The following is a 14,928-nucleotide window of genomic DNA, read 5'->3' on the forward strand; positions in this document are numbered from 1 at the left end:
TCTGCAGGTCTTCGAGGGAACTGCATGCAGGGGGCGACGGTGAGCGCGGCACGCGCGATCGGTTTGGTGTTGGGGGTGGCGGCCGACGGGGCGATCGGGGACCCCAGGTCGCGGCGCCCGGTGACGGCGTTCGCCAGGGCGGCCTCGGCGGTGGACGCGAAGGTCCGGTCGAAGCATCCGGTGGCCGGACTGCTGTGGACCGGAGGTCTCGCGGGCTCCGCCGTGCTGGCGGGTGTGCTCGCCGAACGCGCCGGACGGCGCAGCCCCGTCCTGCAGGCGACCACGACCGCGGTGACCACCTGGGCCGTACTCGGTGCCGCCGGGCTCGCCGCGCACGGCACGTCGCTGGCCAGGGATCTCGAAGAAGGCGAACTCGAGACCGCGCGCGGCACACTGTCCACACTGGACCCCCGGGTCGCCGACGACCTCGGCGTCATCGGGCTTTCGCGCGCTTCGGTGGAGATGCTCGCGGAAAACACCTCGAACGTCGTCATCGCGCCGCTGGTGTGGGGAGCGCTGGCCGGTGCGCCCGGTCTGCTCGGCTCGCGCGCGATCAGCCTGCTGCGCGGCCTCGGCCGGGGCCGACCAGAGAAGTACCGCTGGTTCGTCGCCCGGCTGGATGAAATCGTCCACCTCGTGCCCACCCGGATCGCGGCCGGGCTGACCGTGCTCGCGGCGCCGGTCGTCGGCGGCTCGGCGGGCGGCGCGTGGCGGGCGTGGCGACGGGACACGACCGCGCACCCGAGCCCGAACGCGGGCCGCGTCGAGGCCGCGTTCGCCGGCGCGCTGGAGATCCGGGTCGGCGGGCGGACGGTGTACCCGCACGGGGTCGAGGAACTGCCGGTGCTCGGTATCGGCCGCAACCCGGACGCCGGGCACGTGACGCGGGCGGTGGAGCTTTCGCGGGTGGTCGGGTGGCTGGGCGCGATCAGCTCGGTGGTGCTGGCCGCCCTCGTCGGTCTGCGGCGGCGGCGCGGGTAGCAAGGGACCTTTGCTCTCACCTAGGCTCCTGACCTGCGCGAAGGGAGCAAGGGACCTTTGCTGTCACTCCCGTGGGAGGAGCCGATGACCGCGACCCGGCACTGGGCGGAGCAACTGGCCGCGTGGGCGATTCCGGACGACATCCTCAGCGGCGCGCCCGAGTCACCCTGGGTGCTCCCGCGTCAGGTGTTCGTCCGTCGAGCGGACGCCCGGATCGCCCGGCCGGTGGGCGCGACCCACGCGGCGGCCGTCGCGGCGCTGGCCACCCCGGGCACCGTCCTCGACGTCGGCGCGGCCGCCGGGGCGACGAGTCTGCCGCTGCTCGGCCGGGCACCGGTCCGGGCGCTCACCGCGGTCGACGCGGACACCGAACTGCTCGCCCATTTCGCCGACCGTGCGCACACCCTCGGCACGACCGCCCGCGTCGTCGAAGGCCGCTGGCCCGAGCAGGCCGGGCCGGCGGGTGCCGCCGACGTGGTCGTCTGCGGGAACGTCCTCTACAACGTCGCCGACCTGGGCCCGTTCGTCCGGGCGCTGACCGCGGCCGCCCGCCGGACGGTGATCGCCGAGATCGCGGCCGCGCATCCGCTCACCGAGCTGAACCCGCTGTGGCGGCGCTTCCACGGCATCGAACGCCCGGCGGGCCCGACCGCGGAGGACTGCGTCGCCGCGTTGGCCGAACTGGGCGTCGAACCCAAGGTCGAGCGATGGCGTCGAGAGCCCGAAGCCGAGTACGCCACCTTCGCGGAGCTGGTCGACGTCACCCGAAGGAGGCTTTGTCTTCCTTGGGAGGCGGAGTCCGAAGTCGAGGCCGCCCTCTTGGACCTCGGGGTCGACCCGGCGGTACCACCGGATCTCGGCTCCTCGGGCCGCGAACTGGTCACCCTCAGCTGGTCGGTCTGAACGGGACTGTCGAGTTACCGCAAGCCACTCGATCCCCGGCTGTCCACCGCCCGGCCGAGGAACGCCAGCAACCGGGTCAGCTCGTCGGCGTCCGCGGGCGGGGTGAGCTCCGGTCCGAAGAACCCGGGACGGCGCACGACATGGGCGCGAGCCCATTCGAAGGCGACGTCGACGAGCGGGCGAGCGGGCCGGACGTCCATCCCGAGGGCGTATCCGATGTCCCAGGTGTGGGCGAGGTGATCGGTGATCAGCAGGGTGACGATCGCGGCCAGCGGGACTTCGCCGATCCCCGTGATCGAGGTGATCCTGGCGAGCGCGTCCGGCGTCAGCGCCGCGACCGACTCCTCCCGCGCCGCCCGCCAGGTCCGCAGCGGATCGTCTCCGGCCAGCACCGCCGGATGCGGCGCGCCCGGCGCACCCACCGGTTCCCGGTAGTCCTCGCCGGTCGCCCAGGCACGCATTTGGCGCTGGCCCCAGATCACGTGCCCGGCGACGTCGCGCACCGACCACTCGGAGCACATCGACGGCTTGTCCCACTGATCCGGCCGGACCGCCGCGAGGACCGCGTCGAACCCGTCCTGGGCGTGCCGGTACGACTCCATCGTTTCCATCACTGTTCCCTTCCTCGGACTGTCGTGCACCCCGAGGACGAACGGGAAGGGCGCGACTCGACACCGGAGGGGGAGCAAGGGACCTTTGCTCTCGCCTAGGCCGCTGACCTGCGGAAAGAGAGCAGGGGACCTTTGCTATCGCTCCCGCCGCGCCAGCTGCGCCCGCGCCGGGCCGTCCAGCGGATCGCCGCGCCGCTCCAGCTCCGCGTCGATCCGCGACCGGTCGGCGGGCTGCTTGTTCCCGCCGAACTTGAACTTCGCCCGCACCCCGGTCACGGTCAGCTCGACGCCCCGGATGCCGGGCAGCAGCCGCTTGTCCGGTGCCTCGGTGGAACTCACCGCGACCCGGCCACCGGAGGGCTCGAAGTGCGCGAGCTGCCGGTTCAGGAGCGCCGCCTTCTCCGCGGCATCGTCGATCAGCCGGACGTCGCATTCGAGCTGGACGGACGCGTAATACGACGTCGGGACGCCGTGCGCCGGGTCGGCCGGGGTGTTCCAGTCGGAGCGGATGTAGGTGTGGTCGCCGGCCACCGAGAGCAGCGCGCGTGGGTGCTCCTCCAGCAGCGGCCAGACCGGGTTGGGGCGCGCGAGATGCAACAGGACCGTCCGGTCGCCGTCGTAGGTGAAGTGCACCGGATTGACGACCGGCAGGTCACGACCGGAACCGCCGGCGATGAGCTGGCCGAAGTCGTGTCCGCAGAGCCAGGCCCGCCATTCGGCGTCGTCGTGGGCGGCATCCCACGGGTGAATCAGCATGATCGAATACGAACACGGGAAATGGCCTCATAAAAGGGCCATTTCCGTGTCATATCAAGTGGCCACTTCGGACCGTTCGTCCTCGGCCAGCATCTCGGCGACGCTCTTGCGGCGCTGCGGCCGTTCCGTGGTCAACGCGCCGCCCGGTTTCAGCTCGCGGACGGTGAAGTACAGCCAGCCGAGCAGCGCCATCGCCCCGAACGCGATCCACTGGAGCGCGTAGGAGAAGAACGGCCCGGCGTCGGTCTGCGGCAGCGGCAGCGCGCCCAGCACCCCGGGCTGGCCCACGTCGAGCTGGAAATAACCCGGCCGGATGTCCAGCTTCGCGGCCCGCGCGACGACCTGGGAATCGACGACGTAACTCTGCAGTTTCCCGCCGGTCGACTCGTCGGCGAAGGCGTCGCGGTTCTTCCCGTCCCGCTCGTCCTGACGAGCCCGTGTGACGATGTCGACGGTCCCGGTGGGCGGCGGGGCGATGGGCAGGGCGCGTGACTTCTCGTCGAGCCGCACGTACCCGCGGTTCACCAGCACCACGGTGCCCTCGACGGTCCGGAACGGCGTCAGTACCTCGAAGGCCGCTTCGCCCTGGATGGAGCGCAGACGGGCGACGACCTCGGCTTCGGGAACGTACGTGCCCTTCATCGCGACCAGGTGCCATTCGGTGCGCTGATCAGGGGCGGCGCCCGCGGGGAGCAGCTCGTCCAGCGACTTCGGTTGCCCGGTGAACGACTCCCGCAGCGCGGTGTTCTGGTGCTCGCGCTCCGCGTTGCGGGAGAACTGCCACGGCGCCAGCAGGGTGAAGCAGCAGACGGCGAAGGTGAACACCACCAACGTCAACGCCAGCCAGCCGGGCTTCAGCAGGAACTTCAACCGCACCCCACCACGGTAAGCGGTCCGCCTCAGGCGTGTGCGCGCACCCAGTCCAGCAGGCCCGGAACGGACCGCTCGATCATGCCGAGGACGTCCTCGAAACCGTCGTCCTCGCCGTAGTACGGGTCCGGGACTTCGGCGCCTTCGGGTGCCGACGGATCGAATTCGCGCAGGAGGCGGACCTTCGATCGGTCCGACACCTTCCGCCGGAGGAAGGACAGGTGGCTCTCGTCCGCGGCGAGCAGCAGGTCGGCGGCGAGATGCCCGCGGTCGACCTCCGCCGCCACATGACCGGTCGGGTACCCGTGCTCCGCCAGCTTCGCTCGGGCCCGCTTGTCGGCGGCTTCGCCGACGTGCCAGCCACCGGTGCCCGCGCTGGACACCTGGACGAGGTGGTCGAGACCGGCTTCCTCGGCCTTCGCGCGGAAGACGAGCTCGGCCATCGGTGAGCGGCAGATGTTGCCGGAACAGACGAAGACGATGTGCAGCACCCGATCAGTGTGACCGCAGAGAGAGATCGACCGCTCACCGGCTCCGAACGGCAACCGGGCGCGCGAAGCTGGAAAGCCGGGGCGAAGCGGGAGTAGACCTCCTGAAGAGAAACACGCAGGAAGGTCGCGTATGAGCGCACCCACACCCACCGTCGAATCCCCGGCAACCGGGCTTCGCTGGTACCGCATCACCGTCAAGCATCCGCACCCCTACGAGGTCGGGCGGATCCTCTCGGAGCACCACTTCGTCCAGGCGAGATCGCCGAAAGAGGCGATGACCAGGATGCCGTTGCACCTCCGTACGAGCGCTTCCGTCGCGCCGTACCAGGTCGACCACTCCGACGTCCCCGATCACGCGACGAAGGCGTACCGGGCGATGCTGTGGACGGGCCGCGTAATGCGCGCGGCCGGCCGCTGGGCGGTCAACAAGGACGCGAAGGCGCTGGACTGACCCGGGAGCGATAGCAAAGGTCCCTTGCTCTCTTTCCGCAGGTCAGGCGCTTAGGCGATAGCAAAGGTCCCTTGCTCGCTTCGCGCGGGGCGGCCGGGCTGTCTCGGGGGTGACTGTGTGGATTTTGTTTCATCTAACGCAACAAAATCCACACAGCCCCCGGCGATACCAAAGGTCCCTTGCTCTCTTTCCGCAGGTCAGGCGCTTAGGCGATAGCAAAGGTCCCTTGCTCGCTTCGCGCGGGTCGGCCGGGCTGTCTCGGGGGTGATTGTGTGGATTTTGTTTCATCTAACGCAACAAAATCCACACAGCCCCCGGCGATAGCAAAGGTCCCTTGCTCCCGTCCCGCAGGTCAGGGGTGGGAGCAGGCCGACCGCACGGCGTCGCCGAGAGCGACCGAGTGCAGCCGGTCCAGTTCGCGTCGCGCGTCCACCAGCCGCACCGTGACGTCGAGCCGCACGTCGCAGGATCGCCGCGCCCGCGCGTCCCGGGTCGTCGCGAGTTCGGCGAGCAGGCCCGCGTTGAGCCGGTCGATCACCGGCCGGACCTCGGTCGCGAGGTCGGGCCGTTCGGGCGGCCGCGAGCCGGGGTCCTCGGTCCATCGCGCGTACAGGCCGCGCTGCACGAGCTTGTTCGCTTCGATCTGGTCGCGGAAGAACCGCACCACCTCGGCAGCGTCGAGGCCGAGGCCGGGTGCCTTCGCCGCCACCGAGTCGAGGATCTGCTGTTCGCGCGCCGGGTCGTCGATCGGTGACGGCGTGCCGAACTTCGCGGCCGCGACCTTGTCGGCGATCTCCACGCGCTGAGCGGCCAGCTCGGTCAGCGTCCAGAAACCGGAGGACGCCGAGGCGGGGGCGGGCATCGCCAGCGGTCCGGCCACGAGCAGCGCGCAGAGCACCCGAAGTCGCATGCCCGGAAACGCTACATGCGAAAATCCCCGGGTGCCCGCGTTAGCCGAAGTCATCGCCGCCCTGGAGCAGGCGTACCCGCCCGAACTCGCCGAATCGTGGGACGCCGTCGGACTCGTCTGCGGCGACCCGGCCGAGAACGTGGACAAGGTCCTGTTCTGCGTCGACCCGGTCGAAGAGACCGTCGACGAGGCGATCGACGGCGGCGCGCAGCTGATCGTCGCGCACCACCCGCTGTTGCTGCGCGGTGTCCACGGCGTCCCGGCCGACAGCACCAAGGGCCGCCTCGTGCATCGCCTGATCCGCGCCGGAGTCGCCCTCTACTGCGCGCACACCAACGCCGATTCCGCGTCGCCCGGCGTCTCCGACGCGCTCGCCGAGGCCATCGGCCTGACCGTCCTCGGCCCGCTCGATCCCCGCGAGGACGGCGTCACTGGCATCGGCCGCATCGGCGAACTGCCCGCGCCGGAACCGCTCTCCGTCTTCGTCGAACGTGTCGCGAACGCCTTGCCGCGTACGGAACCCGGCGTCTACGGCGCGGGCGATCCGGACCGGCTCATCCGCCGCGTCGCCGTTTCCGGTGGTTCCGGCGACAGCTATCTCAAGCGGGCCACCGCCGCCGGAGTCGACGCCTACGTCACCGCCGATCTCCGGCACCATCCGGCGGGGGAGCACCTCGCCGACATCGCCGAAGTCCCCGCACTGGTCGGCGTCACGCACTGGGCGAGCGAATGGCCGTGGTGCGAGCAAGCCTCGGCCGTCGTCCGCGCCGTCTTTGCGGGTAACGTCGACATTCACGTCTCCACGAGGTGCACCGACCCGTGGACGCTACGGGCCACCCGAACCGAGCACTAAGAATCAAGGAGCACCGTGAAGGCTGACCCCGCCATCCAGCGCCAGCTGCTCGAACTCGCGAAGGTGGACGCCGAACTTTCGCGTACCGCCCACCGCCGCCGCACCCTTCCCGAAATCGCCGAGATCGACGCGGGCGAGAAGACCGTCCGCGAACGCCGCGACGCGCTGGTCTCGGTCCAGACCGCGGCGTCCGACCTCGACCGCGAGATCGCCCGGCAGGAGAAGGAGATCGAGTCGGTGCGCGCTCGCGGGGACCGCGACCGCAAGCTGCTCGAATCCGGTTCCGTCGCGGCGAAGCAGATGGCCGACATCGAGCACGAGCTGAACAGCCTCACCCGGCGTCAGTCCGCGCTCGAAGACGACCTCCTCGAACTGATGGAACGCCGCGAGGCGCTCGAACTCGACGCCCAGCGCACCAGCGCCGAGGTCGCCAAGGCCGAGAACGAGGTCGCCGAGGCCATCCGCCGCCGCGACGAGCAGTTCGCCGATTTCGACACCACGCAGGCACGCCGCGACGAAGACCGCGCCAAGCTCCTGCCGCGCTTCCCGGCCGACCTCATCAAGCTCTACGAACGCGTCCGGGCCCAGAAGGGCATCGGCGCGGCGCTGCTGCGGGCCCGCCGCTGCGGTGCCTGTCAGCTGGACATCGACCGCCGCGAGATCGCCGAGATCAAGGCCGCTCCCGAGGACAACGTCATCCAGTGCGAGAACTGCGGCGCCATCCTGGTCCGCACCCTGGAGTCCGGCCTGTGACCGAGCACGTGCTCATCGAGGCCGACGGCGGTTCGCGGGGCAACCCCGGGCCCGCCGGGTACGGCGCGGTCGTCAAGGACGCGGCCACCGGCGCGGTACTCGCCGAGCGCAAGGCCTACGTCGGCATCGCGACCAACAACGTCGCCGAGTACTCCGGCCTGATCGCCGGGCTCGCCGCGGCCGCCGAGCTCGGAGCGTCCACAGTGGACGTCCGGATGGACTCGAAGCTCGTGGTGGAACAGATGTCCGGGCGCTGGAAGGTCAAGCACCCGTCGATGCAGCCGCTGAACGCCGAGGCCAAGGAACTAGCGTCGCGCTTCTCGCGAGTGCGCTACGAATGGATTCCGCGCGCGGAGAACTCGCACGCCGACGGGCTCGCGAACGAGGCGATGGACGCCGGGGCCGCGAAGAAACCAGAAGAGATCGTGAAGCAGGACAGGAACAGCCCCGCAGGCTGGACCGGCGCCACCGGGACACCGACCAAACTGCTCCTCGTGCGGCACGGCCAGACGGCGATGTCGGTCGAGAAGCGCTACTCCGGCCGCGGCGACGTACCGCTCACCGAGCACGGCAAGCAGCAGGCGGCCGCCGCCGCGAAACGGCTCGGCTCGATGGAAGGCCTGGTCGTCGACGGCGAAGCCGCGCCGATCATCGCCTCGCCGCTGATCCGCACCCAGCAGACCGCGCAGGCGATCGCGGACGCGCTCGGCGGCCGGGTCGAGACCCATCCCGGGCTGATCGAGACCGACTTCGGAGACTGGGAAGGCCTCACCTTCAAAGAGGCCATGGACCGCGACCCCGAATTCCAGACCGCCTGGCTTTCCGACACCTCGATCGCGGCGCCGGGCGGGGAGAGCTTCGACGGCGTCCACCGCCGGGTCCGCAAGGCCCGCGACGAGCTGATCGCGAACTACGGCGGGCGCACACTCGTGCTGGTCAGCCATGTCACGCCGATCAAGGCGCTGCTGCGGATGGGCCTCGACGCCGGGCCGTCGCTGCTGTTCCGCCTGCACCTGGACCTGGCCTCGCTGTCGATCGTCGAGTTCTATCCGGACGGCAACGCGTCGGTCCGCCTGGTGAACGACATCTCGCACCTGTCCTGACCCGAAGAGTGTGGCGCGGATCACGCCTGGATATGACGCGTCGTCCGCCCCGGATGGGGTATTGGCTACAGTTTCGACGACGGGCACGTGAACGAAAAGGCGAAGACGGGGACATGACGGCGAGCGCACTCAGCGAGGCTTCCGAAAAAGACGTGCCCGGCCCGGCGGAGACGCCGGCTTCTCGCGGCATGGCCGCCCGGATCGCGCCTTACCTGGCGATTCTCGCCGGTGTCGCGGCGCTCGCCTGGCACGCGACCCTCTATGGCCACTGGATCGTCGACGACGCGGCCATCACCTTCTCCTACGCGCGCAGCTTCGCCGACGGGATCGGCCCGGTGCTGCAGCCGGGGCAGCCGTCGGTCGAAGGGTGGTCGAACTCGACCTGGCTGGTGCTGCTGGCGGTCGGCAAGCTCATCGGGGTCTTCGACAGCGGCATGCTGTTCGGCCTGCCCGACTACGTGCTGTTCCCCAAACTGCTCGGTCTCCTGTTCACCGCCGGGACGCTGACGGCCTGCCACGTCGTGGCGAAGCAGGTCTTCGCGCGCTTCGCCTGGCTGGCGACGCTGGTGGTGGGGCTGACGCTCGCCGCGATCCCGTCCTTCGTCATCTGGACCATCTCCGGACTGGAGAACTCCCTGTTCGGGATGGCGGTCGCCTGGCTCGCCGCGCTGCTGTTCGTCGCGGTGCGCAAGGACACGGTGCTCACCGCGAAGGTCGCCATCTGGTGCGGGGTGCTGGTCGCGTTCGCCGCGCTGACCCGCCCCGAAGGTCTGATCTACGGCGGCGCGTACCCGCTGGTCGTGCTGTTCCAGCTGCGTAAGCCGCTGCTGGGGAAGAGCGTCAAGTTCGTCGTGGTCTCGGTGGTCGCGTTCGCGATCCCGTTCGGCGCGTACCTCGCCTGGCGGATCGCGGAGTTCGGCAGGCTGCTGGCGAACCCGTCCATCGCGAAGGGGCAGGGCCTGCCCGGCCTTTCGGCGCTGAAGCAGCCGTTCGAGCTGGTCGGCTACGCCGGTGTCGCCGGGACGATCCTGCTGGCGCTGACCATCGGTTACGCGCTCTTCCGCGCGGAATGGCGCCGCAGCCTGATCGCGTTGCTGGTGCCGCTGGCGCTGGCCATCATCGCCTATGGCGTGATGGTTCCGGACTGGATGGGCCAGCACCGCTTCGCCACCCCGATCTGGATCCTCGCCGTGCTGGCGGGGACGCTGTCCGCGGGCGAACTGCTGCGCCGTTCGCGTGCGGTGCTGCGGACCGTCGTGGTCCTCGTGCTGGTCGCGGCCTCGATCCCGTCCGGGATGGGCTTCGCGTCGGCGTCGGAGAAGTTCCAAGAGGTCCCGACGGTGCCGGCGTGCCTCATCGCCGACCGCTTCGGCCGCGGTTTCAACACCATCGCCGACATTCTCGGCCTGCAGCAGGCGTCGTTGCTGCTGCCCGACCTCGGTGGCTCGTCGATGACCAGCCGCCTGCACCTGGTCGACATGGCCGGGCTGGTCGAGGCGAACGTCGCCGACTTCGTCAAGAACGGCGATATGCCGGGGCTGCGTGACTACGTGTTCGACCAGGTCAAGCCGACCTTCATTCACTCGTGGGGCCCGTGGGCGGCGGGGAACGGCATCACCGTCGACCCGCGTATCGATCGCGACTACGAGCCGATCTTCGTGTACCCCGGCGCCGGGCCGCGCAACGGCGACTTCGTCCGCAAGGACGCCGTTTCCAGCCCGGAGAAGCTGAAGGCGGCCCAGGACTACGCCGTGAAGACCCTGCCGGACGTCGAGAGGGCGCGCTTCGGCGGACCGCTCAAGGACTGCGGGCCGACCATGCACCCCGGCGAGACCGTCTACCTCCCCTGACCACGACGAAGGCCGCTTTCCCCAGGTGAGACCTCGGGAAAGCGGCCTTCGTCGTAGGCGGTTAGGTCCGTTCCGTGTAGTCGAAGCCCCACGAGGTCCCATTGGGCCGGTAGCAGGCCTTCACGATCCTGTAGTAGCGGGCGTAGTCGGACTGCTCGTCAAGGCAGACGTCGTACTTCCAGAACGGCCCTGCGTAGCGGATTTCACCGGCTTGGGCGGGAGTCGCCGCGAGAAGGAGCGGTGCGATCGCCGCCGCCGTGCAGGCGGCGGTGATCGCGGCGAGCTGACGGAGTGACCTTCGCGCCTTCGTCCGTTCGACTTGCTGCATGTGATCCCCCAGGATCCTCGGGTTCCGGACAGGACGGCCACCGTATCCCGGTGCGCTGCCAAACCACTGTCGCCGCAACCAGAGGACTAAACGCGCAGGGGTTCCGGGGTGGCGGCGCCCCGGTCCAGGTCCGCCTCCTTGGCCCGGATCACCGGCAGCACGTGCTTCCCGAAGTACTCGACGTCCTCCAGGTAGTGCAGGAAGCCGAGCAGCAGCAGGTTCGCCCCGCGCTTCTTGTACTCGATGGCGCGGTCCGCGATCTGCTCCGGCGTGCCGATCAGCCCGGTGCGGAAGCCGTCGTTGTACTGCACCAGATCCTTGAACTCCGAGTCGGCCCACATCCCCTTCTTGTCCGAAGTGGAGCTTCCCGCCTGCTTGACGGCGTTGCGGAACCCTTCGACGGCGTCGGTGTTCGCCTTCGCGACGATTTCGCGTAGCACGGCCTTCGCCTCGCTCTCGGTCTCGCGCGCGATCAGGAAACCGTTGAGGCCGAAGCGGACGGTGTGGCCGTTCTCGGCCGCGTAGCCGCGGACCTCCTGGACCTGCTCGCTGAAACCGTCGAAGTCCTTGCCGTTGCTGAAGTACCAGTCGGAGACCCGGCCTGCCAGCTTCCGCGCCGCGGTGGAGTTGCCGCCCTGGAAGATCTCCGGATGTGGCCGCCCGACCGGTTTGGGTTTGATGTCGAAATCGTGGATCCGGTAGAAATCGCCGTTGAATTCGGCGTGGTCGTCGGTCCAGAGTTCCTTCAGTACGCGAATGAACTCTTCCGAACGACGATACCGTTCGTCGTGTTCCAGCCACTGTTCGCCGAGGTTCGTGAATTCGTCCTTGAACCAGCCGCTGACCACGTTGACCGCGGCGCGCCCGCCGGAGATCACGTCCGCGCTGGCGATGAACTTCGCGAGCACGCCCGGATGCCACAGTCCGGGGTGGACCGCCGCGATCACCTTCAGCCGCTGCGTCGCGAGCAGCAGCGCGAGACTGAACCCGGTCGATTCGTGCTGGTAGGCGGCACCGTAGCTGGCCGTGTAGCGGACCTGGCTCAGCGCGTATTCGAATCCGCTGTTCTCCGCGAGGACGGCGAGATCCCGGTTGTACTCGTATCCCCAATCGGTGCGCTGCTCGATGTCGCTGGTGACCAGTCCACCGCTCACATTGGGGACCCAATAGGCGAATTTGAGTGGTTCGGCTTCGATTCCCGGCATGCTGCGGAGTGAACCCGCCGTCCCCGGAAACCGTCAATCGACGTCCACGCGCTGGGAACGGCCGAGGGTGGAACTCAATTCGGTCCTTCCGGTGATCCCCAGTTTCCGGTATGCCCCGGACAAATGGAGTTCGACCGTGCGGCGGGTCAGGTGCAGCGCTTCGGCGATCTCGCGGTTGGTGAGACCTTGCGACGCCATCAGCGCGACGCGGTACTCCTGTTTGGTGAGCCCGTGTTCGTTGTCTTTCGCCGTCGTCAGGCTCGCCCGCGCGTCCCGCAGTACCTCGGCGGCCCGCCTCGCGAGCGGCCGCGCCCCGCAGTGGTCGCTCGACTGCGCGGCCCGCCGCAAGGTGACGATCGCCTTCTCGCTCTGCCCGTGCCTGGCCTGCAGGGTGCCGAGTTCGGTCAGCGCCTCGGCCAGCGCCAGTTTCGCGGTCGACCCGCCGAGGACGTCGACGGCCCTGGTGAGCAGGCGTTCGGCCTCCTCGTCGTCGCGGACGAGACCCGCCGTGGTCAGCGCGCCGCCGAGGACGCGCGGCGCTCCCCAGCGTTCCGCGGCTTCGAGATCCTCTTCGGCGAGCCGGGCCGCCGCGTCGGTGCGTCCGAGCGCCAGCGCGGCGCGGACGGCGTGCGTCCGCCAGGGCGCGAAACCGGGGAAACGCATGCCGTGGTGTGCGAGACGGCGGCCGCAGGCGCGCAGGTCTTCGTAGCCGAGTTCGGGTTCGCCCGTGGCCGCCCGGAGCCTGCCGCGGGCGTAGAGCAGGTAGTTGTGCGTGAAAAGTGCTTGTGTGGCACCGAAATCGATCTTTTCGAGCAGGGCGTTCGCGACGTCGAACCGGCCGAGGTCGACCGAGGTTTCGATCAGCCTTGCCGCGCACAGCACGGCCACCGGGCACTGGCTGGTGGCGCCGCGCTCGTCGAACTGCCGCACGAGGGTTTCGTAGTGGACGCTCGCCCGCACCAGGTCGCCGCCCGCCTGCAGGGCGATACCGCGGGCGAGGGTGGCGAGGGCGCCCTTCGGCAGGTGGAAGTCCCACGGCAGGCGTTTGGTGTCGAGCACCTGGCAGAGCCTGTCGGTGAGGGCGGCCTCGTCGGCGAGCACGGCCGTCGCGAGCGTGAAGAAATAGGGCTGCTCGAACAGTTCGGGTTGATTGCCGGACAGCGCCTCCCCGAAATGGCGGACGGCGTTCGCCGACGAGTTCCCGCTCCGTACCGAATCGAGCGCGAGCAGACCCGAGCGGCTCTGCTGCGCGGCGGGGTCGTTCAGCGGCGCCCACTGCTGTTCGAAGTCGCGGAAGTCCGGCGGTGGCCCCAGTCTGCTGCCCGCCTCGGCGAGGTAGGTCATGCACAGCAGCGGCCAGACGGCGTCGGGCCCGCCCGCGTCGAGCCGCGCGGCGAACTGGCCGGCGGAGTTGATCGCCAGCCGCGCGTCCGGGCCGCAGCACAGCGAAAGGATCATGGCGGTCGCGACGAAGGCCGCGGTTTCGCGGTCGTCGATGTGGTCGACGGCCTCGCGCACCCTGGCGGGCGCCAGATCCGGGTCGCAGTGGAACTCCGCGTGCGCGAGCTGGAGCAGGATCGCCATCCGCTTGCGTTCGCTGAGCCGTTCCTCCAGCGCCCGCAGCAGGAACCGGACCGAAAGCTCCGGGTCGCCCTTGACGACCGAACACCGGGCGGCCTGCCGCAGGATGTCGACCGCCCAGGGGATCCTGATCGCGGTCGCCTCCAGCAGATGGGCCCCGATCCGCTCCGGCGGCGCGCCCGCGTCGTGCAGGAGCCGCGCCGCCCTGGCGTGACTGACCGCCCTCGTGGCGAGCGGCATGTCGGCGAGCACCGAGTTGCGGACGAAGCGGTAGGTCAGCGCGGGCTGATGGCTGTCGGTCAGCAGGTGCACGCGCACCATCGTGTCGATGGCTTCCAGCGCGGTGATCTCGTCGACGCCGGCGAGCTGCGCCAGCAGGTCGAAACTCGCGTCCTCGCCGAGGATCGCGACGGCTTCGAGCATTTTCGGCGCGGCGGTGTACTCGTGCATGCGGACCCGCAGGACCTCGCCGACCATGGCCGACCCGGCGGTGTCCAGCTCCATTCCGGGGACCAGGCGACGACGCAGCGCGGTGAGCAGGTACGGGTTGCCGCCGGTCACCTCACGGCAGTCCTCGGCGAACCGGCCGGGGGAGATACGGAGGAGTTCGGCGACGTGCCCCGTGCCGAGCCCGCGCAGCCTGATCGCCGCCGGAGTGCAGCCGGACATCTCCATGAGGGCGACCTCGCCGGTCTGCAGATGTCCGATCAGCGAGGTCAGCACGATCATCACCGGCAGCTGCTCCACGCGGTGCCGGATGTAGGCGAGGCAGCGCATCGACCACGGATCGGCGAGGTGGATGTTGTCGATGCCGAGGAAGACCGGTCCCTGTTCGGCGGCGTGCCGGACGATGTGGAAGAAGGCGTCGAGCGCCTCGGTCTGTTCCTGCTCGTTCCGGGGACGGCGGTCGGGCAGGATCTCGGTCGCGTGCGGTGCCCGCGGGCGGGGGGATCCCATGGCGGCGGGGGCGTGGGTGAGCCCCTCGATCAGCTGACGGGCGACGCCGCCGCTCAGCTGGGTCTCCAGCCTGGACGCGGCGGCGATCGCGACGGTGAATCCGGCCGCCGTCGCCAGCTCGCCCGCCGCGGCGAGCACCGACGATTTGCCCATGCCGAACTCGCCGACCACCACCGCGCTGGTGGCGCGCCCGTGGAGGGCGGCCCGGAACAGCCTGGTGATCGTGTCCAGTTCGCTGTCGCGGCCCAGCAGTCCGGCGGCGCGGCGCTTCGGTACCGAAGGCCCGCCGAAGGGACTCTCGGGATTTACTTCGGTATGCACCGTA

General features: G+C 69.8%; 15 protein-coding genes. 7 read left to right on the top strand and 8 right to left on the bottom strand.

Annotation, left to right across the window (positions count from 1 at the left end; all coding sequences use genetic code 11):
• The first annotated feature begins 39 nt into the window (after nucleotides 1–39).
• Nucleotides 40–981, top strand: coding sequence for a cobalamin biosynthesis protein CobD/CbiB (locus ACZ5ZX_RS27515; RefSeq protein ID WP_465504854.1), 942 nt, complete (start codon nucleotides 40–42; stop codon nucleotides 979–981).
• A gap of 84 nt (nucleotides 982–1,065) precedes the next feature.
• A complete protein-coding gene (locus tag ACZ5ZX_RS27520; protein ID WP_465504855.1) occupies nucleotides 1,066–1,884 on the top strand; it encodes a class I SAM-dependent methyltransferase in 819 nt (272 codons plus the stop codon).
• Between the two features lie 14 nt (nucleotides 1,885–1,898).
• On the opposite strand, the gene ACZ5ZX_RS27525 is transcribed toward ACZ5ZX_RS27520, so the two are convergent.
• From ACZ5ZX_RS27525 to ACZ5ZX_RS27540, 4 genes are all read right to left on the bottom strand, one after another.
• On the bottom strand, nucleotides 1,899–2,495 hold the full coding sequence (locus ACZ5ZX_RS27525) for a TIGR03086 family metal-binding protein (protein WP_465504856.1): 597 nt from the start codon (nucleotides 2,493–2,495) through the stop codon (nucleotides 1,899–1,901).
• Between the two features lie 135 nt (nucleotides 2,496–2,630).
• Entirely contained in the window at nucleotides 2,631–3,251 is a 621-nt protein-coding gene (locus tag ACZ5ZX_RS27530; protein WP_465504857.1) for an FMN-binding negative transcriptional regulator, read from the bottom strand.
• A gap of 54 nt (nucleotides 3,252–3,305) precedes the next feature.
• Nucleotides 3,306–4,127, bottom strand: a complete 822-nt coding sequence (locus ACZ5ZX_RS27535) for an SURF1 family cytochrome oxidase biogenesis protein (protein WP_465504858.1) — start codon at nucleotides 4,125–4,127, stop codon at nucleotides 3,306–3,308.
• A gap of 23 nt (nucleotides 4,128–4,150) precedes the next feature.
• Nucleotides 4,151–4,612 carry a low molecular weight protein-tyrosine-phosphatase gene (locus ACZ5ZX_RS27540; protein ID WP_465504859.1) on the bottom strand — a complete coding sequence of 154 codons (462 nt, stop codon included), beginning with the start codon at nucleotides 4,610–4,612 and terminating at the stop codon, nucleotides 4,151–4,153.
• 130 nt (nucleotides 4,613–4,742) lie between these two features.
• On the opposite strand from ACZ5ZX_RS27540, the gene ACZ5ZX_RS27545 reads away from it, so the two are divergent.
• Complete coding sequence (locus tag ACZ5ZX_RS27545) at nucleotides 4,743–5,063, top strand: hypothetical protein (RefSeq protein ID WP_465504860.1); 321 nt, start codon at nucleotides 4,743–4,745, stop codon at nucleotides 5,061–5,063.
• Nucleotides 5,064–5,415: 352 nt separating this feature from the next.
• On the opposite strand, the gene ACZ5ZX_RS27550 is transcribed toward ACZ5ZX_RS27545, so the two are convergent.
• The gene (locus ACZ5ZX_RS27550; protein WP_465504861.1) at nucleotides 5,416–5,973 is read right to left on the bottom strand and encodes a chorismate mutase; all 558 of its coding nucleotides are present in this window, start codon (nucleotides 5,971–5,973) and stop codon (nucleotides 5,416–5,418) included.
• 31 nt (nucleotides 5,974–6,004) lie between these two features.
• Here ACZ5ZX_RS27550 and ACZ5ZX_RS27555 point away from each other — a divergent pair, with 31 nt between their 5' ends.
• From ACZ5ZX_RS27555 to ACZ5ZX_RS27570, 4 genes are all read left to right on the top strand, one after another.
• The gene (locus ACZ5ZX_RS27555; RefSeq protein ID WP_465504862.1) at nucleotides 6,005–6,826 is read left to right on the top strand and encodes a Nif3-like dinuclear metal center hexameric protein; all 822 of its coding nucleotides are present in this window, start codon (nucleotides 6,005–6,007) and stop codon (nucleotides 6,824–6,826) included.
• 15 nt (nucleotides 6,827–6,841) lie between these two features.
• Nucleotides 6,842–7,579 (top strand): zinc ribbon domain-containing protein, encoded by a 738-nt coding sequence (locus ACZ5ZX_RS27560; protein WP_044854713.1) that lies wholly within the window; start codon nucleotides 6,842–6,844, stop codon nucleotides 7,577–7,579.
• Nucleotides 7,576–8,682 (top strand): bifunctional RNase H/acid phosphatase, encoded by a 1,107-nt coding sequence (locus ACZ5ZX_RS27565; protein WP_465504863.1) that lies wholly within the window; start codon nucleotides 7,576–7,578, stop codon nucleotides 8,680–8,682. Before ACZ5ZX_RS27560 ends, ACZ5ZX_RS27565 begins: the two co-directional genes overlap by 4 nt.
• A 113-nt stretch (nucleotides 8,683–8,795) precedes the next feature.
• Nucleotides 8,796–10,532: a hypothetical protein gene (locus ACZ5ZX_RS27570; RefSeq protein ID WP_465504864.1), complete on the top strand. Its 1,737-nt coding sequence runs from the start codon at nucleotides 8,796–8,798 to the stop codon at nucleotides 10,530–10,532.
• Between the two features lie 61 nt (nucleotides 10,533–10,593).
• Here the strand turns inward: ACZ5ZX_RS27570 and ACZ5ZX_RS27575 are convergent, their stop codons facing one another.
• From ACZ5ZX_RS27575 to ACZ5ZX_RS27585, 3 genes are all read right to left on the bottom strand, one after another.
• Nucleotides 10,594–10,860 (bottom strand): hypothetical protein, encoded by a 267-nt coding sequence (locus tag ACZ5ZX_RS27575; protein WP_465504865.1) that lies wholly within the window; start codon nucleotides 10,858–10,860, stop codon nucleotides 10,594–10,596.
• Between the two features lie 86 nt (nucleotides 10,861–10,946).
• Entirely contained in the window at nucleotides 10,947–12,065 is a 1,119-nt protein-coding gene (gene sfnG / locus ACZ5ZX_RS27580; protein ID WP_465504866.1) for a dimethylsulfone monooxygenase SfnG, read from the bottom strand.
• Nucleotides 12,066–12,098: 33 nt separating this feature from the next.
• Nucleotides 12,099–14,924 carry an AAA family ATPase gene (locus ACZ5ZX_RS27585; RefSeq protein ID WP_465504867.1) on the bottom strand — a complete coding sequence of 942 codons (2,826 nt, stop codon included), beginning with the start codon at nucleotides 14,922–14,924 and terminating at the stop codon, nucleotides 12,099–12,101.
• Nucleotides 14,925–14,928 lie beyond the last annotated feature (4 nt).

The sequence above is a fragment of the Amycolatopsis sp. NPDC033938 genome (assembly GCF_055575975.1).

Excerpts from the sequence above, each read along its gene's own strand:
- ACZ5ZX_RS27545 (WP_465504860.1), top strand. The coding sequence starts at position 4,743 with ATGAGCGCACCCACACCCACCGTCGAATCCCCGGCAACCGGGCTTCGC.
- ACZ5ZX_RS27525 (WP_465504856.1), bottom strand. The coding sequence starts at position 2,495 with ATGGAAACGATGGAGTCGTACCGGCACGCCCAGGACGGGTTCGACGCG.
- ACZ5ZX_RS27530 (WP_465504857.1), bottom strand. The coding sequence starts at position 3,251 with ATGCTGATTCACCCGTGGGATGCCGCCCACGACGACGCCGAATGGCGG.
- ACZ5ZX_RS27550 (WP_465504861.1), bottom strand. The coding sequence starts at position 5,973 with ATGCGACTTCGGGTGCTCTGCGCGCTGCTCGTGGCCGGACCGCTGGCG.
- ACZ5ZX_RS27520 (WP_465504855.1), top strand. The coding sequence starts at position 1,066 with ATGACCGCGACCCGGCACTGGGCGGAGCAACTGGCCGCGTGGGCGATT.
- ACZ5ZX_RS27575 (WP_465504865.1), bottom strand. The coding sequence starts at position 10,860 with ATGCAGCAAGTCGAACGGACGAAGGCGCGAAGGTCACTCCGTCAGCTC.
- sfnG (WP_465504866.1), bottom strand. The coding sequence starts at position 12,065 with ATGCCGGGAATCGAAGCCGAACCACTCAAATTCGCCTATTGGGTCCCC.
- ACZ5ZX_RS27570 (WP_465504864.1), top strand. The coding sequence starts at position 8,796 with ATGACGGCGAGCGCACTCAGCGAGGCTTCCGAAAAAGACGTGCCCGGC.